General features: G+C 47.9%; 20 protein-coding genes. 6 read left to right on the top strand and 14 right to left on the bottom strand.

From position 1 onward, the window contains the following. The first annotated feature begins 53 nt into the window (after positions 1-53). From ACKU41_RS03730 to ACKU41_RS03705, 6 genes are all read left to right on the top strand, one after another. Positions 54-1,601, top strand: coding sequence for a 2-isopropylmalate synthase (locus ACKU41_RS03730; RefSeq protein ID WP_321404222.1), 1,548 nt, complete (start codon positions 54-56; stop codon positions 1,599-1,601). Next, on the top strand, positions 1,594-2,853 hold the full coding sequence (gene leuC / locus ACKU41_RS03725) for a 3-isopropylmalate dehydratase large subunit (protein ID WP_319779848.1): 1,260 nt from the start codon (positions 1,594-1,596) through the stop codon (positions 2,851-2,853). Before ACKU41_RS03730 ends, leuC begins: the two co-directional genes overlap by 8 nt. A gap of 186 nt (positions 2,854-3,039) precedes the next feature. Further along, the gene (gene leuD, locus ACKU41_RS03720; RefSeq protein WP_319779847.1) at positions 3,040-3,534 is read left to right on the top strand and encodes a 3-isopropylmalate dehydratase small subunit; all 495 of its coding nucleotides are present in this window, start codon (positions 3,040-3,042) and stop codon (positions 3,532-3,534) included. 172 nt (positions 3,535-3,706) lie between these two features. Then, positions 3,707-4,774 (top strand): 3-isopropylmalate dehydrogenase, encoded by a 1,068-nt coding sequence (gene leuB, locus ACKU41_RS03715; RefSeq protein WP_319779846.1) that lies wholly within the window; start codon positions 3,707-3,709, stop codon positions 4,772-4,774. A gap of 337 nt (positions 4,775-5,111) precedes the next feature. After that, on the top strand, positions 5,112-5,609 hold the full coding sequence (locus tag ACKU41_RS03710) for a NifB/NifX family molybdenum-iron cluster-binding protein (RefSeq protein ID WP_319779845.1): 498 nt from the start codon (positions 5,112-5,114) through the stop codon (positions 5,607-5,609). Between the two features lie 17 nt (positions 5,610-5,626). Continuing rightward, positions 5,627-6,004: a CGGC domain-containing protein gene (locus tag ACKU41_RS03705; RefSeq protein WP_319779843.1), complete on the top strand. Its 378-nt coding sequence runs from the start codon at positions 5,627-5,629 to the stop codon at positions 6,002-6,004. Positions 6,005-6,140: 136 nt separating this feature from the next. Here the strand turns inward: ACKU41_RS03705 and dapA are convergent, their stop codons facing one another. The 14 genes from dapA to ACKU41_RS03635 form a co-directional block, all read right to left on the bottom strand. Continuing rightward, on the bottom strand, positions 6,141-7,019 hold the full coding sequence (gene dapA, locus ACKU41_RS03700; RefSeq protein ID WP_321404220.1) for a 4-hydroxy-tetrahydrodipicolinate synthase: 879 nt from the start codon (positions 7,017-7,019) through the stop codon (positions 6,141-6,143). Between the two features lie 21 nt (positions 7,020-7,040). Beyond that, positions 7,041-7,520, bottom strand: a complete 480-nt coding sequence (locus ACKU41_RS03695; protein WP_321404219.1) for a hypothetical protein — start codon at positions 7,518-7,520, stop codon at positions 7,041-7,043. Between the two features lie 273 nt (positions 7,521-7,793). Continuing rightward, complete coding sequence (locus tag ACKU41_RS03690) at positions 7,794-7,928, bottom strand: hypothetical protein (protein WP_319779839.1); 135 nt, start codon at positions 7,926-7,928, stop codon at positions 7,794-7,796. After that, positions 7,928-8,203 carry an HU family DNA-binding protein gene (locus tag ACKU41_RS03685; protein WP_321404218.1) on the bottom strand — a complete coding sequence of 92 codons (276 nt, stop codon included), beginning with the start codon at positions 8,201-8,203 and terminating at the stop codon, positions 7,928-7,930. Before ACKU41_RS03685 ends, ACKU41_RS03690 begins: the two co-directional genes overlap by 1 nt. 93 nt (positions 8,204-8,296) lie before the next feature. Then, positions 8,297-9,121, bottom strand: coding sequence for a MinD/ParA family protein (locus ACKU41_RS03680; RefSeq protein ID WP_319779838.1), 825 nt, complete (start codon positions 9,119-9,121; stop codon positions 8,297-8,299). Positions 9,122-9,196: 75 nt separating this feature from the next. Continuing rightward, positions 9,197-10,048: a GGDEF domain-containing protein gene (locus tag ACKU41_RS03675; RefSeq protein WP_321404216.1), complete on the bottom strand. Its 852-nt coding sequence runs from the start codon at positions 10,046-10,048 to the stop codon at positions 9,197-9,199. Further along, positions 10,038-11,157 (bottom strand): peptide chain release factor 2 gene (prfB, locus tag ACKU41_RS03670; protein WP_319779835.1). Its coding sequence is split into 2 segments (ribosomal slippage): positions 10,038-11,081 and positions 11,083-11,157, totalling 1,119 coding nucleotides; the frame shifts between segments, so codons are not numbered across the junction. Before prfB ends, ACKU41_RS03675 begins: the two co-directional genes overlap by 11 nt. A gap of 17 nt (positions 11,158-11,174) precedes the next feature. Next, on the bottom strand, positions 11,175-12,701 hold the full coding sequence (gene lnt, locus ACKU41_RS03665) for an apolipoprotein N-acyltransferase (RefSeq protein ID WP_321404214.1): 1,527 nt from the start codon (positions 12,699-12,701) through the stop codon (positions 11,175-11,177). A gap of 1 nt (position 12,702) precedes the next feature. Continuing rightward, entirely contained in the window at positions 12,703-13,521 is an 819-nt protein-coding gene (locus tag ACKU41_RS03660) for a hemolysin family protein (protein WP_321404212.1), read from the bottom strand. 100 nt (positions 13,522-13,621) lie between these two features. After that, complete coding sequence (locus ACKU41_RS03655) at positions 13,622-14,656, bottom strand: hypothetical protein (RefSeq protein ID WP_321404210.1); 1,035 nt, start codon at positions 14,654-14,656, stop codon at positions 13,622-13,624. 94 nt (positions 14,657-14,750) lie between these two features. After that, positions 14,751-16,634, bottom strand: coding sequence for a tRNA uridine-5-carboxymethylaminomethyl(34) synthesis enzyme MnmG (gene mnmG, locus ACKU41_RS03650; RefSeq protein ID WP_319779828.1), 1,884 nt, complete (start codon positions 16,632-16,634; stop codon positions 14,751-14,753). 241 nt (positions 16,635-16,875) lie between these two features. Beyond that, entirely contained in the window at positions 16,876-18,096 is a 1,221-nt protein-coding gene (locus ACKU41_RS03645; RefSeq protein ID WP_321404208.1) for a M20 family metallo-hydrolase, read from the bottom strand. 251 nt (positions 18,097-18,347) lie between these two features. Beyond that, entirely contained in the window at positions 18,348-18,638 is a 291-nt protein-coding gene (locus ACKU41_RS03640) for a PxxKW family cysteine-rich protein (protein WP_319779825.1), read from the bottom strand. Positions 18,639-18,784: 146 nt separating this feature from the next. Then, positions 18,785-20,113: an amidohydrolase gene (locus tag ACKU41_RS03635; RefSeq protein ID WP_321404206.1), complete on the bottom strand. Its 1,329-nt coding sequence runs from the start codon at positions 20,111-20,113 to the stop codon at positions 18,785-18,787. Positions 20,114-20,166: the final 53 nt, after the last annotated feature.

The following is a 20,166-nucleotide window of genomic DNA, read 5'->3' as shown; positions in this document are numbered from 1 at the left end:
TATTATAAACTGCGAATGTTCTGTTTCTGCAGTTCCTTTCAGGAGATAAATAAATGTCTGATAAAGTTTATATTTTTGATACTACTTTGCGTGATGGCGAACAATCCCCCGGTGCAACCATGAACATGGCTGAGAAAATTACCATGGCCCGGCAGCTGGAAAAACTCGGCGTGGACATTATTGAAGCCGGATTCCCCGCTGCAAGTCAGGGTGATTTTGAGGCGGTGTCCGCAATAGCAAAATCAGTTGGTGATATTCAGGTTGCCGGGCTTTGCCGGGCTCTGAAAGCAGATATTGACCGTGCTTATGAAGCAGTCAAATATGCTAAGAATCCAAGGATTCATACTTTTATTGCTACTTCCGATATCCATATGAAGCATAAGTTCAACAAGGAGCCGGAAGAAATTCTTGAAATGGCACGCAAGGCTGTGCGCCATGCCGTATCCCTGACCCCCAACGTTGAGTTTTCCGCTGAGGATGCTTCCCGTTCCCGCTGGGACTTTCTCGCACAGGTTGTCGAAGCCGTAATTGATGAAGGTGCTACCACCATCAACATCCCTGATACTGTTGGTTATGCCCAGCCTGAAGAATTCGGAAAATTGATTGAGTACCTGATCAAGGAAGTTCCTAACAGCGATAAAGCGATATTCAGTGTTCACTGCCATAATGACCTCGGCCTGGCTTGTGCCAACTCTTTGGCCGCCATCAGAGCAGGGGCGCGTCAGGCGGAAGTAACCCTCTCCGGTATCGGTGAACGGGCAGGTAATGCCGCTTTGGAAGAAGTGATCATGGCCCTGCATACCCGCAAGGATTACTATGATGTCGAGACTTCCATCGTTACCGAGGAACTGTTCCCTTCCTGCCGAAGATTGGCAAACACCATCGGCCAGCCCATATCTCCGTATAAGGCAATTGTCGGTGCCAACGCCTTTGCTCATGAATCAGGTATCCATCAGGATGGCATGCTCAAGAACCGCCAGACCTATGAGATCATGACCCCTGAATCCATCGGTAAGAAGGGTACTTCAATTGTTATCGGCAAGCATTCTGGCCGTAACGCGTTGGGCGCCAAACTCAAGGAAATGGGGTATCAGCTGGATGAAGATCAGATCGCACGCGTATTTGCGGCGGTTAAAGCTCTGGCTGATAAGAAAGAAGAAATTTTTGATGAGGACGTTGAAGCTCTCGTCTTGGAAGAGGCTTATCGTATCCATGACCTCTACCGGGTTAAGGCTCTTTCCGTATTTTCCGGTACTGCCGGAGTCTCTCCGCATGCTGCAATCGTGCTGGAGGACTACAGCAAGGATAGCGAAAATCCGGAAACCATGCAGGAAGTAGGTTTTGGGGACGGTCCGATCAATGCCGTATTCTCAACCATCAATAAAATGGTTAGCAGAGAGCCTAAACTGGAACTTTATTCCGTAAACGCGGTAACCGGCGGAACTGATGCGCAGGGTGCGGTTACGGTCCATATTACCGATAACGGTGTGAAATCAATCGGGCGAGGTTCTGACGAAGATATCATCGTCGCCAGTGCCAAAGCTTATATCAACGCCATTAACCGGGTTGAACGCATGAAACAGGAGAAAAATAATGCCTAAAACTTTAGCTGAGAAAATTTTACAGGCTCATACTGATGAAACAGTCAATGAGCCGGGCCAGATTGTCCGCTGCAATGTTTCCATGGTGCTGGCCAACGATATCACCGCTCCGCTCGCCATTAAATCTTTTAGGGCCATGGGTGCTGATCAGGTCTTTGATAAGGATAAAGTTGCACTCGTCTGTGACCACTTTACCCCCAACAAGGATATTGATTCTGCTGAGCAGGTAAAAGTTGTCCGCGAATTTGCTCATGAAAAGAACATCACTCATTATTATGAAGGCGGCGAAGTCGGTGTTGAGCACGCACTTCTGCCTGAGCTGGGACTCGTTGGCCCTTCCGATATCGTAATCGGTGCCGATTCCCATACCTGTACTTACGGCGGCCTCGGTGCATTTGCCACCGGAATGGGCTCCACTGACATTGCCGGCGGTATGGCCCTCGGTGAAACTTGGTTCAAAGTCCCTCCGACCATTAAAGTTGAAATCGAAGGTACTCCCGGTAAATTTCTGGGTGCCAAGGATTACATCCTCAATCTCATCGGTACTATCGGTGTTTCCGGTGCTCTCTATAAAGCTCTCGAGTTCAGCGGTTCCGTTGTGGATAACCTTTCCATCGAAGGCCGTATGACTATGGCCAATATGGCTATTGAAGCAGGCGGTAAGGTCGGTCTGTTCCCGGTTGATGCCAAGACACTCGAATATTGCAAGGCAGCAGGCCGTACCGGCGACGTTGAATTGCGTGCTGATGAAGGCGCAAATTATGAGCGCGTAGTCAAAATCGATGTAACCGGCATGAAACCGCAGGTTGCCTGCCCGCATCTGCCAGATAACGTTAAGCCCGTTGACGAAGTAAAAGATATGAAGATTCATCAGGCCGTCATCGGTTCCTGTACTAATGGACGTATCGAAGATCTTCGCGAAGCTGCCGCAGTACTTAAAGGCCGCAAAGCTGACAAGAATGTGCGTCTTATCGTTCTGCCCGCTACCCCGAATATCTGGAAGCAGGCTCTGCGCGAAGGTTTGATTGAAATCTTTATGGATTCCGGCGCAATTGTTGGACCCGCAACCTGTGGTCCTTGTCTCGGCGGACATATGGGTATCCTCGCAGGTGGTGAAAGAGCAATAGCTACCACCAACCGTAACTTCAAGGGTCGTATGGGCAGTCTTGAGAGTGAAGTTTTTCTCTCCAACCCCGCAGTAGCAGCAGCTTCTGCTATCACTGGTATCATCACTGATCCTGAAGCTCTTTAAGTTGATGCGCTACGCGTGTTGAAGAATGATTTGATTTTGCCGCCGGCGGCTTAAACCCTTTTGAAAAAGGGTTTAAGAATCCTAAAACTTTTTAGTAAGGTTTCGCCGAGATATTTATTGAATTGTGCAAAATTAGTTAATTCATGTTTCTAGCGGGGAGTGTTTTTCCCCAAGGAGAATTTAAATATGTCTATCAAAGGTACTGCACATAGAGTCGGGGCGCACATTGATACTGATGCCATTATCCCGGCCCGTTTTTTGGTCACCACCGACCCTGATGAACTCGGTGCGAATTGCATGGAAGGTCTTGAAGAAGGCTGGATCAAACGTGTTAAAAAGAACGATATCATGGTCGCTGATGAGAACTTCGGTTGCGGTTCTTCCCGTGAACACGCACCTATCTCTATTCTCGGTGCCGGAATTCCGGTCGTAGTAGCCAAGAGCTTCGCACGTATATTCTACCGTAACGGTTTCAATATGGGCCTCATTCTCCTCGAAGTAGGGGATGATTTTGCAAAACTGGGTGATGGTGACCAGCTTGAAGTTGACGCAGAAAAAGGCGAAATCAAGAATGTAACCACAGGTGAAACTATTACCTGTGCCCCGGTTCCTCCGTTCATGAAGGGTATCCTCGATTGTGGTGGACTGGTAGAATACGTTAAAGATCGTCTCGCAAAATAGTCAATTTCTTCGATGTAAGTTAGGCCGTTGTGTTAGGTCTTACCCCTAGCGTCCCGGCAGTTGAACTTAATAAAAGTTTTTGAAACGGCCATAGAAATTTTAAAAAATTTCTATGGCCGCGGGTTAAATAATTTTAAAATAGCGCGAAGCGCATCCAAATAGGATTTTAAAAATGAAAATATGCGTAATGCCCGGTGATGGTATCGGGCCGGAAATCATGGCTCAGGGCGTTAAGGTCCTGAACATCATCGGCGAAAAGTTCGGTCATAAATTTGAAACAACCGAAGCCCTGATCGGCGGTGCAGCTATCGACGCTACCGGTGTTCCGCTTCCTGATGAGACCGTAAAGGCTTGTAAGGAGTCTGACGCAGTACTTCTCGGTGCGGTCGGCGGTCCCAAATGGGATACCATTGATCCTGCAATCCGTCCTGAGAGAGGTTTGCTCGGCATCCGTAAGGAACTTTCCCTGTTCGCAAACCTTCGTCCTGCAGCGTTGTTTCCGCAGCTGAAGGATGCCTGTTTTCTGCGTCCCGATATTGTTGCTAACGGTATCGACATCATGGTTGTCCGTGAACTTACCGGTGGTATCTATTTCGGTGAACCCCGCGGCACCAAAGAAGAAGACGGTGAACGCATGGGCTACAACACCATGGTTTACTACGAACACGAAGTAAGACGTATCGCCAAAGTTGCTTTCGAAGCTGCCCAGAAACGTAAAAAGCGTCTTTGCTCTGTAGACAAGGCTAACGTGCTTGATGTCTCTCGTGTATGGCGTGAAATCGTAATTGAAGTATCCAAAGATTACCCCGATGTTGAACTGAGCCACATGTATGTGGATAACGCCGCTATGCAGCTGGTGCGCGATCCTTCCCAGTTTGATGTTATTGTAACTGGAAACCTGTTCGGCGATATCCTTTCCGACGAAGCTTCCGTTATCACCGGTTCCATCGGCATGCTTCCTTCCGCATCTCTCGGAGCATCGAACCCCGGACTGTTCGAGCCCATCCACGGTTCCGCACCGGACATCGCTGGCGAAAACAAGGCCAACCCGCTGGCTACCATTCTGTCCATCGCCATGATGCTGCGTTACTCCTTTAACATGGCTGAAGAAGCTGATTGTATTGAAGCCGCAGTTGAAAAGACCCTTTCCGAAGGTCTCCGCACCGGAGATATTATGGATGAGGGTGGCAAGCTTGTAGGCTGCACTGAAATGGGCGAAGCCGTTATTAAGAATCTTTAGTCGTTTTTGACGACCTCAGGGAAGGGAACCCCATGTACTTACGTCATAAGGGCTCCCTTCCCTGTTGATTTTTTTCATTCATAAAAAACATTAACCTCATTCCCATTTAAGCTGCCACATAGAGGTGGCGTAATTTTATAACAGTCAGTTCCAATGGCAATTGATCTGTTTTTGTAGGGCGCAAAATGCGTCCTTTTTTGTTGCGCTTTAGGCTCGATTCTAGCCAAAGGATTTTGTTGTTTTTGCTTAATTGATTGATATTACAGTACTGATTATGTTGGCCTCTTTTATGCAGTTATAATTGAAAAGAATAATTAATTTCAGAACAGGAGGCATTATGCTTATCGCTGTAAGTGCAAATAATTCTAATTTGGATAGCCCGTTTGAACCTCGTTTTGGCAGGGCCTCAGGTTTTGTTGTTTTTAACAGTGAAACCGGGGAAAATCATTTTGTTGATAATGGCGGGAACAGCCAACTTTCACAGGGCGCTGGTATACAGACCGCGCAATTGCTTGCCGATCAAGGTGTGAATGTCGCAATTTCCGGTACTTTTGGTCCTAAGGCTGAAGAGGCTTTACGGGCTGGCAGTATTGAGATGGTTACCGTGAATTCGGGTACTGTGCGTGAATTGGCAGAAAATTATTTATCCGAGTTTTGCAGTGAAGGGCAGCCGGTAGCTGATCTTAAGCGTTCTCCGCAAAGCTTGAGCCGTTCTGGCGGTGGTTGCCGCCGTATGGGCGGAACAGGACGTGGAATGGGAATGGGCGGAGGAGGACGTGGTATGGGCGGTGGAGGCCGTGGCATGGGAGGCGGCGGAATGGGCCGCAGATCTTAAGTCCGGGAGAGTGACGCATGCCTAAAATCGGAATTATTAGATGTGAAAAGAATGAAACTAAATGCCCGCTGACTAGTTGTATTAAATCTCATGACCAAACCGTGCAGGGCTTTAGTAATTATGATGAATGCAATTTGACGGGAGTCTTTACCTGCCGTTGTCCGGGAGATAATTTTACGGATATGGTCAAAATTTTAAAAGCCAAAGGTGCTGAATCTGTACATGTTGTTACTTGTTCTTTTTCTAAAAAAGAACAGGACGGCTGGAAGCTTGGAAATGGATTCTGCGATAAAATAGATGAGTTGGCTGGAAAAGCGGCAGCAGAATCAGGTATTCCTGTTACCAAAGGAACAGCCCATCTTCCGAAAGGGTATACTCCTGAAGTATTCAAATAAAGGCATAAATACGCTGGATGAGGCTTTCTGATATTTTGTTGAAAACGTTTATTCATTTCAAAACGTATGGTGTGAAAAAAAAATCCCCGCACGGAAAACCGTGCGGGGATTTTACAATTGTATTGCTAAGAGCAGTCTAGATCAGGCCGCTTGCTTTGAGCTGTGCTTCAAGCTTTACCTTGCTTCCGTCCATAAGCGGAACCAGCGGCAGCCTGAATGAAGTTTCTAATCTGCCCATCATGCCCAGTGCTGTTTTAACCGGGATGGGGTTGGTTTCAACAAACATAACCCGGTTCAAGGGCTGCATTTTGAAGTGCAGTTCCTGAGCCTTTTTCAGTTCTCCGGCTTTAAAAGCAGCACACATGTCGGACATCATTTTGGGTACAATGTTGGAAACAACGGAAATTACGCCGTGCCCGCCAAGTGAAAGCAAAGGCAGTACCGTGAAATCATCACCTGACAGAACTGTAAAGCCTTCAGGACACATTTCTATTACATCTGAGACTTGTCCAAGATTTGCTGTCGCTTCCTTTACACCGATCACATCGGAAACTTCATTCGCGATCATGGCGATCGTTTCCGGCAGGGCATTAAGGCCTGTTCTTCCGGGTACATTGTAAAGGATGAAGGGCATTGAAGCCTCAGCGGAAAGGGCTTTGAAATGCGCCAGCAAGCCCGCAGGAGTCGGTTTGTTGTAGTAAGGGGTTATCTGGAGGGCGGCATCAGCGCCTGCCTGTTTAGCAAGCTTAGTCAGGTTTACGGCTTCTTTAGTATTGTTGGAACCCGCGCCGGCGATGACCGGGACACGTCCCTTGGCCTGCTCGACACAGATTCTAATAACCTCACCTTGTTCGTCATGGGTCATTGTTGCCGCTTCGCCGGTAGTACCGCAGGGTACAAGACCGTCGATCCCCTGTTCAATCTGCCACTCGATCAGTTCGCGGAATGCGTCCTGATCAATCTCTCCGTCCTTGAACGGAGTGACCAGAGCAGTGAATGCTCCTTGGAATGTCATTTTTAAGCCTCCAAATTTAATTTACTTATCGTCCGAAATACCATTGAGCAGCTTTGCGACCTCAGGCTCTTCACGGAGCTTGTCGGTCAGGGTTTGCAGGAACCACTTCACATTCTGTCCGGAAGACCATTTAAAGTCGTTTGATCTTTCCGGCCATTGCAGAATATCAATCCTGTTAACCGCTTTCCCGGTCGGGTAGCTGCGAACCCACAACGTCTTGCCATTAGCGGCAAGATTGCCGGACATTCCCGGTCCGTCCCCACTCCCCAGAAGAATATCCGGTGGAGTCTCGCCAATAACCGGGTTGGCGAGAAATTTCTTTTCCCTAAAGTAACCCCATGAACTCATGGCAATTACCAGATCCGCTTTTTCCCTGTTCTCTTTAATCAGTGTGGCGCATTTATCAATAAGATCAGGGGAAATTGTGTCGGTTCCTTTTTCAAGGTAAGGAAGTACGATTATTGCTGCCTTTTTGCCATTAGCAAGAGGCTTGAATTGCACCTGTGCTTCCTTGCAATCGATCCAGTTTTTCAGAATTCCACTAGGTGAATTTTGCAGAAAAACCATTTCATTAGGGCTTAAAATTCCTAAATCATAATTAATGATTTGGAAAGCCCTAGGCAGCGCAATTCGTTTTTTATTGGAAATTTTATCGCCGGAGGTCGGCAGAAATTCAAATGCACCGCCTAAAATAAGGACATCGTGTTTCTGTGCTTCCCGCAAATCCTGAAAATAACCGGCCCGCCGGGCCAGTCCACCAAGGGTTTTGTGTCCTCAGGTAGGGCAGGGGTTTACAGTACCGAATGTATTAGCAGTGTCGGCAATAGACAACAGCACATCCTTGCCAGCATGGGCTATTGAAGTTCCCATGCTGGCAAGGATGAAAAAGACAAGTATGAAAAGCCGCATTAACCGTTCAAATATTCCTTCAGTTCTTTACCGGGCCGGAAGAAAGGAAGTTTTTTAGGGGTTACATCTACTACCGCACCAGTTTTGGGGTTGCGGCCGGTATAGCCTTTGTATTCTTTCATTTTAAAGCTGCCGAATCCTCGGATTTCAACTCTGTCGCCGCGAACAAGCGCTTCTTTGATGGCATCGACAAATGCATCTACAATTTCAGCAGATTCATCTACATGGAGTCCTTTTTCTTCCGCAAGATTCTTGATCAGTTCGCTTTTGTTCATGTCCTCTCCCAAATCGTGTTGAGTGTGACAAGTCAGTGTTTTACTACTTCTAATACAACTATGCCGAAAAGTTACCCTTTTCGTCAAGCATATTTAGTCTGCCAGTGTCGGAAATTTTTTCATGACAGGTCTTTCACCTAGTCTGCCCATATTTTCCATCCTGATCTTCTGAATTTTAACCGCAATATTCAGGATATCCCGGCTGGCATCAGATTTTGGTGCAAACTTAATAAAAGGAATCTGCCGCCTTACAGCTTCAGTTACCGTGGGATCATAGCGCACATACCCCATATTTTTCAACTTAATATTAAGAAATTTTTCGCAGGCCATATTGAGGCGCTCAAAAGTATTCCGCGCTTCTTTTTCATTTGTTGCCTGGTTTACTATTACGTTGAAATCACTGACATTATGCTTAGAGTGCAGAACTTTAATCAGGGCATAGCTGTCAGTGAGCGAGGTCGGTTCAGGAGTGATAACCACTATCCGCATCTGGGTCATGGAAGCAAAAGACATAACTGTACCGTTAATTCCGGCGCCAAGATCTAGGACCAGATACTGGTAACTGCCTACCAACTTGGTAATTTTACTGAACAACAGATCCTGCATGTCTTCATCCATTTCCACCAGTTCGGGAACGCCGGATGCTGCGGGCAGGATGTCAAAATTTTTGCCTTTTTCAATGGGAATTACGATATCGGAAGGTTTGGCTCCGCTGGTCAGCAGGTCCTGCATGTTTGATTCCGGGGAGATCCCCAGCAGTACGTCAAGGTTAGCCAGCCCGAGGTCGCAGTCCATAAGCAGCAGGCTGTTACCGCCTGCGTTCAGGGCATAGGAAAGATTAAGGGAAAGGTTGGTTTTTCCGACTCCGCCCTTACCGCTCATGATAGCAAGGCTTAATGTTTTGTTGGCATTGATCATGTCTTATCTTTTCCTTCATCGTATAACATGATGAATTAATTATATTAAAATTTAAAAAATATTGAGAGCAAGGAATCAGTTGCCTGTGAACAAGAATTTTTTTTCATTGGCATGAACAAGGGATTCCTTGGTCACAGATTCAAAGTCCAGAATATCGGCAGTGTGAATCCGATCTTTACCGGATTCTTTTGCCTCGTAAAGAGCTTTGTCCGCTTTGTTTATCAGTTCATGCATTTGAATATCCACCATGCCTTTGAAGCAGGATACTCCGGCAGAGCAGGTCACTGAAAATCTCTCAGTGGTTCCCGGTATGGAGAAGCTCAGGTCCCGGACTTTGGCTAGAAGCCTTTCCAGTAATTGCTGGGATTTAATCAGTCCGACACCGGAGAAAATTATCGCAAACTCTTCGCCGCCGATGCGGGCTACAAGATCGTAACGTCTTGAATTCTGGGCCAGCAGGTCTGCAAAGTCGATGAGAACTTCGTCACCTTTGAGATGGCCCCATGTGTCGTTGACCTGCTTGAAATTATCCAGATCAAGTATGGCGAGGCTTACAGGTGTTTTGTTCCGTCTGGATCTTTCAATTTCCTGATCTAGTGTCCTTTCAAAGACCCTGCGATTGGAAAGTCCGGTCAGGGGGTCGTGTTCGGTTTTGTAGGAAAGCTCTTGCAGCACGGATTGAATATGGCTCAGGTGTGGAGCCATGTTCCGGTCAAGTGGCATAGTCAGCCAGTCGTTCAGGCCGTGCCGTTCCGATAGGATTTCCCATGCCTTCAAGGTCATGCCCGGACAGAGCCGTAATACGGCCAGTCCTTCTGGACATTCATGTGAGTGGCAGACTTCTTTCTCATTGCAGAATTTATCCCGCACGGAAAGAAGTTCTTCCAGAAGGCTGGCTTCATTTTCAGCGATGTACTCAGCGTTCATTTTCTCCGCCGTATGCGTCAAGCATGAATTTTCTGATCAGCCCGTCGAGTTCACCGTCAAGAACCGCCTCGACGTTGCCGTCTTCGGCTCCGCAGCGATGATCTTTGACCAGCCGGTAAGGTTGCAGAGTATATGTTCTGATCTGACTGCCGAATCCGATGGAATCTTTGGTGGCGTAGTCAGCTTTTTTGCTTTCTTCCTGCCTCTTCAGTTCCTGTTCGTAGAGCCGGGACTTGAGGACCTTCATTGCGGTTTCTTTGTTTTTCAGCTGCGATTTTTCATTCTGGCATTGAACAACAATATTTGTGGGCAGGTGGGTTATGCGAACTGCAGAGTTGGTCTTGTTGACATGCTGCCCACCGGGACCGCTTGCCCGGAACACATCAACACGGATGTCGTCGTCTTTGACTTCAATCTCAATGTCCTGTGAAATTTCCGGATAAACATCCACAGAGGCGAAAGAGGTATGCCTTCTCCCGGAGGCATCAAAAGGAGATATGCGGATCAGGCGATGAATTCCGGCTTCACCTTTAAGAAAACCGTATGCGTAGAGCCCTTCAACCCGCAGGGTTACACTTTTAATCCCGGCTTCGTCGTCAGGCTGGTAATCAAGGTAGCTGGTCTTCCAGTTTCTTTTGTCTGCCCAGCGCAGATACATGCGTAAGAGCATCTCAGCCCAGTCTTGCGATTCTATTCCTCCCGCACCGGGGTGAATTTCAAGAATGGCAGTGCTTTTGTCTTCCGGTCCGGAAAGCAGTGCTGCTAGTTCGGTCTGTTCTACCAGGCTGGCCAGTTTTTCAACATTTTCAAAAAGGGCTTCAAGGATTTCCTGATCCTGTTCTTCTGAAGCCATCATAAGCCACTCTTCAACATCATTTTTGCTGGCGGAAAGGGCATCGTATGAGGAGACCTTCTCTTCAAGCATGGCTTTTTCGCGCAGAACCGGAGTAAGTGCGTCCGGTTTGTCCCATGCTCCGGGCTTGCTCAGGTCGTGTTCTATTTCTTCCAGTCTTTCCTTGCTCTGTGCGTGGTCAAAGACGCCCCCAAAGGGATTGAAATTTTTCAATACTGGTTAAAGCCTTGGATTTGAGGTCTGAAAATTGAAGCATGTGTTGGTATAGTTCCTTTATATTTTAATTCCTGCCGAATTTTTGCGGCAGGTTATGATTATCCATACTGAAAAGAGCAGGGTCAGCACCAGCGGGGTGCTAGTTACAGCTGTATAGTTTGCATGGTAGAAAGTCTCACCGTTCATAAGTTCGGCTTTCACTGCTACTGCCGCATCGACAAACAGCCCAGTGGCATGGCTGACCCGTCCCAGCGGATCAATGCACGCTGAAACGCCGGTATTTGTCCCCCTGATCATGTAACGCCCCTGTTCAACTGCCCTCATTGTAACCAGATTCAGGTGCTGAAGGGGAGCGGAAGTTTTGCCGTACCATGCATCATTGCTGATGTTTATCAGTAGGTTTGCTCCTTTTTCCACCCGTTCTTGCGCCAGTTCGGGGAAAATACCTTCATAACAAATGAGCATACCCATAGCAAGGTCACCACTTTGCAGCGGAGAAGCGTCTGATCCGGGCAGGAAATCTCCTGCTCCCTGCACCAGTTTCCCCAGGGGCAGGAATTCCTTAAACGGAATATATTCGCCAAATGGGACCAGATGCGATTTGTCATACCAGTCCATGTCTATTTTGTCTGGAGAGATAAGAAAGGCCCGGTTGTACAGGGAAAAGTCTCCCTTGCTGTGCATTACGTAACCGGGTGCACCTGTCAGGATCGGAGTTTTTGTTTCAGTTGCGAAATTAACGAGTTCCGCACGCATGATCCCTCTATCCTGTAAATAGAATGGCATGGCTGTTTCCGGCCAGACAACGAGGTCGCTGTTGTCTGTAATCTTTCGGCTCAGGTTCAGGTATTTTTCAAAGGTAGTTTTTTTGTATTTGGCATCCCATTTTCTGGCCTGATTAATATTGCCTTGAACTATACCGATGGATGTCTCTCCGGTTTTTTCAAGATAGGTGAACTGTTGCGGGGTAGTGCGAACACCTCCGAGGATGATGATCAATGCAACTACCGCTACAGCCCAGATTTTGACCGGGTTTGATATTTTCCAGACCAGAATGGCTGTTGCCACGGAAACCAGCAGCCCGGAAAGTCCGTAAGCACCGATAAAAGCGGCCCCTTGAATCCATTCCGGCCTGAAGGCCAGAGCGGAAGAGAGAGTCATCCAGGGGTAGCCGCTGAGCAGCACTCCCTGCGCCGTTTCCATGGTGGTCCAGAGCAGACCGCTGAAAATACAGAGCGCAAAAGGCGGTAAAGTCCTCGCCGCATGGTGAAGTATGTATGTGTATAGTGCGTAGTATGCACCCACAATCATACCCACAAGAACTGGGCAGGGTATCGCAAGAGCCCACGGCAGTCCTCCATATACACCTACTGGATATGCTATCCAGTACATGCAGGCCATAGCGGCCAGAGATCCTGCAATCCAGCCTCTTTTCAATGCCTTGCGTGGTGATTCTGCTGAAATGGCGATGAAGCCGAGAGCCAGCGGAAATGCGAGGATTGCAGCAGGTAAATGAAGCAGGGGATTGGCATAACCGATTCCAGCCGAAAACAGTGCAATAATGATCGGAACAGCTGGGTGCATTCTAATTTCCAGTGGGAGGGTCTATCAGGATGGAGATAATCTGTTTGGCATCTCCTTCGTGGACTGTGAATTTGTAGCCTGAAATATTAATGAATTCCCCAACATGAGGGATCCGTCCGGTCAGTTCGGAAATGTAACCGCCTATGGATTCCACATGTTCTGAATCCAGAGTAAGGTTTAATTTTTCTGAAACTTCGGTCAGGGGAACTCTGCCTGAAATCAGGAATTTGCCGCTATCCAGCACTTTGAAGTCCGAAGGACGGTCAGCATCATGTTCATCAGAAATATCACCGACGATTTCTTCCAGCACGTCTTCCATGGTCAGCATGCCGGAGGTTCCTCCGTATTCGTCCTGCAGGATAGCCATATGAATCCGTCCGGTCTGAAATTCCTTGAGCAGGGATTTTACTTTAATGTTTTCGGACACGAAGAAAGGTTTCCGCATTATTGCGTCAAGCGGAGTATCGGTCTTGCCGTGAAGCAGGGGGGCGATAATGTCTTTCGCGTGAATAATGCCTACGATTTTATCCTTGGAATCGTGAAAGACAGGGATGCGTGAATGTCCGTGTTCAATGATCTGTTTTGCAACTTCAGCAAGTCCGCTGTCTATCTCAACACCGATCATATCCGTGCGGGGAATCATGATTTCGCTTGCTTCAGTGTCTTTGAGTTCAAGGACATTGAGCAGCATGCAAACGACTTCTTCCTTGATTTCACCGTCTTCACTGGCTTCGAGAATGTGCTCTTCAAGGGGGGCGTCTGTTTTTTTGAAAATATTGACCATTTTGGCCCACAATCGGCCTTCAGAACCGTCGTCCAATTCAATGCTCCTTTTTATGGTTGATACATATGTTTTAAACTGGGAATCAGATTTACTTTTATATCTAATGATTATGTGATGCCGGTGTCAACCGGCTTAATTAATCGTTACCTTCTCTATACAATTCAAGATACAGGTTGTAAGTCCAGTCATCCATTTCCGGGCACCCGTTTTGGCTGACCCGTTCCCATTTGGGCTTTTTAGTGTCTTCAGTAAAACCCATAAATTGTGCTTCATATGAAAGGCCCAGCTGTGCCCGACCCTGAGTAGGATCTATGAAGACCCTTCTGACTTTGGTAACAAAAAGGTAGCGAATAATGCCTTTGTTGCCGAAATCAACAAGACTTAGCAGGACTAAAAAATTCTGTCCTTTTTTCAACTTGAATTGGGAGGCTTTTTTTGAGGACATCTGGCTCAGTTCAAGAGAGAGTCCTCCACCGGAAATATCGGCAAGAAAGACATTCGCGTCTTTGCCGCCCATATAACCGGGGGCGTATTCGCCATTGGTGGCTATGAATTTCAGTCCTGCGGCCATACCTTGTTTGGTATCCGGGATTACGTTTACGTAATCATAGTTCCGGGAGGGCGGCGAAACCCTGAGGAATTCGCGTTTCTGGGTTTGCTCGATATATTTGGGAAAATCGATAATCAGGGTGTAGTATTGAGAACCTTTGGTCTTTATTTCAGTTATTACCGAGTTGAAGTTATAGAAAATTATCATGCCCGCCTGTTTGGCCGGTACATGGAAAAAACCTGTCACCTCTCGCCCCACCCATGATTTACCGACCTTACCTGTTGCCGGTATTTCAAGTATAAGGCTGTCGGCGACGTCTTCTATGGCGCAAGCAATTGTGCGTCTTTTTTCTGATGTGGAATGGAAACTTAAATCTATTTTCGAACGGTATACCAGAGCTGTTTCAAAGATTTTTTCAAGCTGACTTTTGTCCGTAATCCAGCTTGTCGGTACCGAGGTCAGTCTTTTTTTCAGTTCCTTGTTGTTGTACCAGAGCACTGCCGCCACAATAGCTACGACACAAAATCCAACAACAATCAGCATGTTGACTGTTTGCTGGGGGAGACCCGTATCTCCGAACCCGCGCAGGGTCTTATATAAAAATTCCTGATCTACCGCCATCTGCTATAGCCTTGCTAAATGTTAAAGCATTTTTTTTATGATACTTTTTTTTTATTCTTTTGAAAAGTAAATGCTTTAACCCGATGGCTTCGGTTTATATGGCTCCGATTTTTTTAAGGTGAATTTCAATGGAGGAAACAGCTGCCGGAGTAATTCCTGAAATTCTGCTGGCTTGCCCAAGGGTCAAGGGTCGTACTTCTGTCAGTTTTTCAACTCCTTCACGCGTGAGTCCGGCTACTTCAGAATAATCAATGGAATCAGGGATAGTTACCGATTCCATTTTGCGGAATTTTTCAACTAATTCCTGTTGACGTACAAGGTAGCCTTCATACTTGATCTGGGTTTCAGCTTCAGCAAGGATGTCTTCCGCATATCCTTCAATTTCAGGTTTGAAGTGGGTCATGTCTGCTATGGAAAGTTCCGGCTGGCGCAGCAAAGCTGCAAGGGGGACAGATTTGTTGGGAGCGGTTCCACCTATTTTGCCGATGATTTCTCGTGTGGGCTGATCAGGTCTTATGCGGATAGAATTTATCAATTCCAGAACTTCATCCAAACCTTTCTTCTTGGCAGAATAGAGCGCCCAATGGTCATCTTTGACCAGTCCCAGTTTTCGTCCTATTTCAGTTAGGCGCAGGTCTGCGTTGCCTTCGCGCAGCAGCAGCCTGTATTCCGCACGGGATGTGAACATGCGGTACGGTTCCTGAGTCCCTTTGGTGACCAGATCATCGACCAGAACGGCAATATAAGCCTGATCGCGGGAAAGCACGAAGGGGTCGCGCCCGGTGAGCTTGCAGAATGCGTTGCAGGCCGCCCAGAGTCCCTGTGCAGCAGCTTCTTCATAGCCGGAAGTTCCGTTGATCTGCCCAGCCAGATACAGGCCGGGGAGCACTTTGGTCTCAAGGGTCGGCAACAGCTGGGTGGGCGGTACGAAATCGTATTCGATTGCATATCCCGGACGTACAATCTGAGCCTGTTCAAGCCCTTCAATGGAGTGAATCATGCGTTTCTGCACGTCCAACGGGAGGCTGGTCGGAATGCCGCTGGGGTATACTTCCGGGCTTTCATAACCTTCAGGCTCAAGAAAAATCTGGTGGCGGTCCTTTTCCGGGAACCTGGCAACCTTGTCTTCAATGGAAGGGCAGTAGCGTGCTCCGGTACCTTTGATCACCCCGGTGAACATGGGGGAACGCTCGAAGCCGCTGCGAATTGCTTCGTGGGCTTTTTCGTTGGTATAAGTGATGTGGCAGCTTACCTGCGGCAGTTTGATTTCAGTTGTCCGGAAACTGAATGGCTGTGGCGGATCATCTCCGCGCTGTTCTTCCAGCTTGTCGTAATCAATGGAATCTTTAAGCAACCGGGGAGTTGTTCCGGTTTTGAGGCGTCCCAGAGTCAGTCCCGCCTCTTTAAGGCTTTTGGACATGCCGACAGAAGCTGGGTCGCCCATGCGTCCGCCGCTGAAATTTTCCAGCCCGATGTGGATTAAGCCCTGCAGAAATGTTCCGGTGGTCAGCATCACGGCACGGGAATGGAATTGTTCGCCGATCCGGGTAACAACTCCTGCGGCTTTGCCGTCCTCAATGATCAGGGATTCGGCAATATCCTGCCGGACCCAGAGATTTTCCTGCGAGAATATATCCTTTTGAACCACACGCATGTATTCATTGCGGTCCATCTGGGCACGGCTGGCACGAACCGCCGGTCCTTTACGGGTATTTAAAATACGGAACTGGATTCCGGCCTTATCGGACCAGAGCCCCATGTAGCCCCCCAATGCATCAATCTCTTTGACCATGTGTCCTTTGGCAAGTCCGCCGATAGCCGGATTGCAGGACAAATGTCCGATGCGGTCCACATTGATGGTCAAAAGCAGGGTTTTCAGGCCCAGATTGGCAGCAGCCATGGCAGCTTCACAACCGGCATGGCCTGCACCTGCAACTATAAGATCGAATTTACTCGGCGGAGGTTCTTTTCTGATCATGGTCTGAGATGCCTCCGGCGGCCAGAAAGGGAAACTTTTTGGAAAAGTTTCCCTTTCTGGACTCTCCCTTCAAAATTTTTTATCGGGCTTCGCTGAGAGGGCTTATTAAATTTGTTGTGGACTTAATACCTACCTCCCTATTCATCTTTGCTAAGGCAAGACTTAAGGAGGTAGTAATCAATAGAACTATTAAAAGTTTCTCTGGCGCCCCGGAGGGGGCGTCGGCAGGCTTGCCGAAGCCTTAAAAAGGCAGAAGTGCCATTACTTTTGCGTCGTTCAGGGTATTGCTGATCGATCCTTTTTCGTTAGGCTGATGAGCCTGATGAAGCAGGGTGGACCAGACAACTGTTTGATATCCAAGGACTCGCAGATGCTTGGCGACTGTACCGCCACCGATTCCGCCGGGCTCGGCATCCACACCGTAAACTTCTTTGACTGCGAAAACTACTTTTTCCACTATTTCGGCATCAGCTGGAGTGGGCGGAGCAGCCTGACTTTTACTTTCAATATCCACAGAAACTTTTACATCGTACTCTTCAGCTACATACAGAGCCATTCCTTTGACCTGGTCAATCACTTCCTGAAGGTCGTAGCTGGGCAGGATGCGGCAGTCGATGTAAAATATATCTTTACCCGGAATGGTATTGATATTCTCGACGTTGGCTTCTTTCTTGGTCGGTTCGAAGGTGGAGTAGGGCGGGGAGAAAAGTTCGTCTTCTTCGTCAAAATGGTATTTCAGGTCCGGAACTTCCATGATCATCGCAGCTGCAGCCACGAGGGAGTTTACGCCCTGTTCCGGTGTAGAGGCATGACACTGCTTGCCCTCAACGGTAACTTTGAACCAGATTGAAGATTTTTCTGCTATTTCAACAAGTTTTGAGTCCGGTTCTCCAGAGTCTGGAACCAGGAAAAGGTCATTCTTCTTGAAAAGGTCCCCGTGTTCCTTGACCATGTACTCAAGCCCGTAGTGGGAGCCTGTTTCTTCATCGGAAACGAAGATGAGCCCGAGATTGATGCCCGGAGTCATGCCTGAGTCCATAAGGGCTTTGGCTGCCATTACGGAGCTGACCAGTCCCTGATGGTTGTCTTCAACTCCCCGCCCGTAAAGGGTGTCTCCGTCCTGTACCAATTTGAAAGGATCGGTGTCCCAGAGGCTGAGGTCGCCAACAGGCACAACATCCATGTGGGATATGATCCAGAGTGTTCTGGAGCTGTCTTGTCCGGGGATTACGGTAACCAGATTCGGTCTGTATCCGCACTCGACTCGATCATCCGGAGCATTATATGATTTTATTTCACCGAAGCCGTTTTCCTTGAGATATTCGGTCAGGAAATCAGCTTTTGCTTTTTCACCGGTTCCATTATTGGTGGGACCGATGGCGGGAATGGCAACCAGCTTGGTATGGAGGTCGAGGGCTGCGTCTTTCATATTGTCAATTTTTGAAAGAAGCTGAGTGGGCATGGGTATTTCTCCGCTTATGCATTTAGATACAGGTTTGTGTTAATCGGTTTGTGTCTCGGCGAACCAAAGAGAAGAGCCGGAACAAGTCCGGCTCCCATGATACACGAAATGAATCAGTTGAAAAATATCCGTATGAATATTTTTCAGGTAATATGCAGTTAACGACTTGCCTGAAAAGACAGTGTTCGCTTGAAACTGGCATCGTGTTCACAAAAAAATGTGAACAGAATTTAAATTCAGTCGATGCTGTACTAGCGACCGCGTGCAGCACGCTTGGATGCTTTAAGCGGGTTAACTTTGACTTTACCTTCTTTGTCAACACCGGCACGCACGTGGGTGGCGAAGTTGCATACGCTGTGGGACCACTTTTTAGCGGGCTGAGCGTAGCTGGGACAGTAGTTGGAACCTTCGAATTCAACTGCGCGTTCACAACCGTCACACTGTTCAACAACGGTTTCGAGAATTACGCCTTTGTAAGAAAGACCTTCAGCAGTCATTTCTGCACCTTCGAGTGCGTGTACTCTTGCATTCTTTTTAGCCATGTAGCGCCTCCTGTTTGGCAAGTCGCTTGCGAACAAGCGTTAGTTTTATCTTAAATTGCTTTGCTTGGAAAAGCACAAATCCATATGCAGTCTTACCCTATGTTGTCAAGGGAAAAACGCATTCAGGGTTCTAAAAATATATCCGGTCAGCGGTTTTCAAGTCGCTGCAAAGCCCATTCTACGGCCTTTTCCGCTTCTCGTGAAATTGTTTCCACGTCTACGGTCAGAAAATGTCCATCCCGGAAAATAACCTCTCCATCACATACCGTAAGGCAGATATCCTGTCCTCCGGCAGAGTAAATTACGTGCGAGAGGGGGTTGTATACAGGTTTAAGGTGCATCTTGTCCATATCTAAGGCGATGATGTCCGCTTTCATTCCTGCTTTAAGTGAACCGATGTCTTCAAATCCCAGAAATTCGGCCCCGGAAAGGGTTGCCATATCAAGGACAGCCTGCGCCGGCATTGCTTCCGGGTCCTGCAGAAAGCCTTTCTGCAGCATGGCTGCGGTGCGCATCTCATCAAGCATGTCCAGATTATTATTGCTGGCAGCTCCGTCAGTTCCCAGCCCGGCAGTAATTCCGGCTTCAACAAATTTTGTCAGTGGGCAGATGCCTGAGCCCAACTTGAGGTTGGATTGCGGATTGTGGGCGATCATGGCCCCGCTCTCTTTGATCCAACTAATTTCTTCGTCAGTTACATCCACACAATGGTGCAGGCGGGTGCGTTCCCGAAGTAATCCGTATTCTTTCAATATTTGGATAGGCCGTTTCCCGAATGTATCCAGAGTCAGCTTTGTTTCCGGTACGGATTCCGCTGCATGAATCTGCCAGAGCAGGCCCAGCCGTTCTGCAAGCCCCATGCTCTCGGCCAGTTGGTCCGGATCGGTAGTGAATACAGCATGGGGCGTAACTGCGGTTTTGATGCGTTCATGCCCGGCAAACTGTTCATGCAAGGCTTCGATCGCATCCCATGCATCCTGAGCTTTTTTGAAAAAAGGTGAAGGAAATTTGAAAAATCCTTCCCCGAGCACAGCTTTCATGCCGGTTTCATCGACAGCCTTACCAACCACATCTTCATGCATATAGCCGTCAAAAATTGCAGTGGTTCCGCTGGCAACCATTTCAGCGCATCCGAGCCGCGCCCCCAGTTCAACTAAATCTTTAGTAAGCCCTGACTCAATGGGAAACATATAATTGTGCAGCCATTCGAGCAGGGGCAGATCATCTGCCACCCCGCGCATGAGGGTCATGGGCACATGGGTATGTGAATTGATCAGGCCGGGCAGGATGACCGATTTTCCGCAGTCAATGGTCTCATCCGCAATCCATTCTTTGGCAATATCAACCTGCTTGCCGATAGCGGAAATATAGTTGCCGCTGACGGCAACAGCCCCGTCTTCAATCAGTTCGCGCTCCTCATTCTGGGTGAGAATGTAAGAGCCTTTGATAATCAAATCACATTTATCAGGCTGCATAGTAACCCCGCACAATCTTTGCGTTAGTATCGGCGAAGCCCTGACAAAAGTTT

The sequence above is a fragment of the Maridesulfovibrio sp. genome (assembly GCF_963678865.1).
In the GTDB taxonomy this organism is placed as follows: Bacteria; Desulfobacterota; Desulfovibrionia; order Desulfovibrionales; family Desulfovibrionaceae; genus Maridesulfovibrio.
The sequence above is the reverse complement of the archived record's forward strand: the minus strand, read 5'-3'. Positions and strand labels throughout refer to the sequence as shown.

What these genes read in the sequence shown, in the direction of transcription:
- ACKU41_RS03730 (WP_321404222.1), top strand. Translation starts at nt 54, where the DNA reads ATGTCTGATAAAGTTTATATTTTTGATACTACTTTGCGTGATGGCGAA.
- leuC (WP_319779848.1), top strand. Translation starts at nt 1,594, where the DNA reads ATGCCTAAAACTTTAGCTGAGAAAATTTTACAGGCTCATACTGATGAA.
- leuD (WP_319779847.1), top strand. Translation starts at nt 3,040, where the DNA reads ATGTCTATCAAAGGTACTGCACATAGAGTCGGGGCGCACATTGATACT.
- leuB (WP_319779846.1), top strand. Translation starts at nt 3,707, where the DNA reads ATGAAAATATGCGTAATGCCCGGTGATGGTATCGGGCCGGAAATCATG.
- ACKU41_RS03710 (WP_319779845.1), top strand. Translation starts at nt 5,112, where the DNA reads ATGCTTATCGCTGTAAGTGCAAATAATTCTAATTTGGATAGCCCGTTT.
- ACKU41_RS03705 (WP_319779843.1), top strand. Translation starts at nt 5,627, where the DNA reads ATGCCTAAAATCGGAATTATTAGATGTGAAAAGAATGAAACTAAATGC.
- dapA (WP_321404220.1), bottom strand. Translation starts at nt 7,019, where the DNA reads ATGACATTCCAAGGAGCATTCACTGCTCTGGTCACTCCGTTCAAGGAC.
- ACKU41_RS03690 (WP_319779839.1), bottom strand. Translation starts at nt 7,928, where the DNA reads ATGCGGCTTTTCATACTTGTCTTTTTCATCCTTGCCAGCATGGGAACT.
- ACKU41_RS03685 (WP_321404218.1), bottom strand. Translation starts at nt 8,203, where the DNA reads ATGAACAAAAGCGAACTGATCAAGAATCTTGCGGAAGAAAAAGGACTC.
- ACKU41_RS03680 (WP_319779838.1), bottom strand. Translation starts at nt 9,121, where the DNA reads ATGATCAATGCCAACAAAACATTAAGCCTTGCTATCATGAGCGGTAAG.
- ACKU41_RS03675 (WP_321404216.1), bottom strand. Translation starts at nt 10,048, where the DNA reads ATGAACGCTGAGTACATCGCTGAAAATGAAGCCAGCCTTCTGGAAGAA.
- lnt (WP_321404214.1), bottom strand. Translation starts at nt 12,701, where the DNA reads ATGCACCCAGCTGTTCCGATCATTATTGCACTGTTTTCGGCTGGAATC.
- ACKU41_RS03655 (WP_321404210.1), bottom strand. Translation starts at nt 14,656, where the DNA reads ATGGCGGTAGATCAGGAATTTTTATATAAGACCCTGCGCGGGTTCGGA.
- mnmG (WP_319779828.1), bottom strand. Translation starts at nt 16,634, where the DNA reads ATGATCAGAAAAGAACCTCCGCCGAGTAAATTCGATCTTATAGTTGCA.
- ACKU41_RS03645 (WP_321404208.1), bottom strand. Translation starts at nt 18,096, where the DNA reads ATGCCCACTCAGCTTCTTTCAAAAATTGACAATATGAAAGACGCAGCC.
- ACKU41_RS03640 (WP_319779825.1), bottom strand. Translation starts at nt 18,638, where the DNA reads ATGGCTAAAAAGAATGCAAGAGTACACGCACTCGAAGGTGCAGAAATG.
- ACKU41_RS03635 (WP_321404206.1), bottom strand. Translation starts at nt 20,113, where the DNA reads ATGCAGCCTGATAAATGTGATTTGATTATCAAAGGCTCTTACATTCTC.